Below are 247 nucleotides of genomic sequence, written 5' to 3' on the forward strand. Positions count from 1 at the left end.
GATTAACCATGTTTGGAACGCTATCAAAACTAAAAACCCACCTCAATGATGATCATGAGGTGGAGTATCATTTACCTGTCGGAGAAGCGCGTTTAGCGCTTAACCCGCTTATTGGTAAGTCATTAACCATGACTCATACGGGTAATATTTTTTGCAGCAACTGCGGTAAAAAAACCAAGAAAAGTTATTCTCAGGGCCATTGTTATGTATGCATGACAAAACTGGCCAGTTGCGACCTGTGTATAAT

General features: G+C 40.5%; 1 protein-coding gene. It reads left to right on the forward strand.

Annotation, left to right across the window (positions count from 1 at the left end; translation table 11 throughout):
- Positions 1-8 precede the first annotated feature (8 nt).
- A partial coding sequence (locus AAEY78_RS14465; protein WP_502943792.1) for a DUF2797 domain-containing protein occupies positions 9-247 on the forward strand: 239 nt, incomplete at its 3' end.

Source organism: Psychrobacter sp. 16-MNA-CIBAN-0192, from assembly GCF_040309565.1.
In the GTDB taxonomy this organism is placed as follows: Bacteria; Pseudomonadota; Gammaproteobacteria; order Pseudomonadales; family Moraxellaceae; genus Psychrobacter.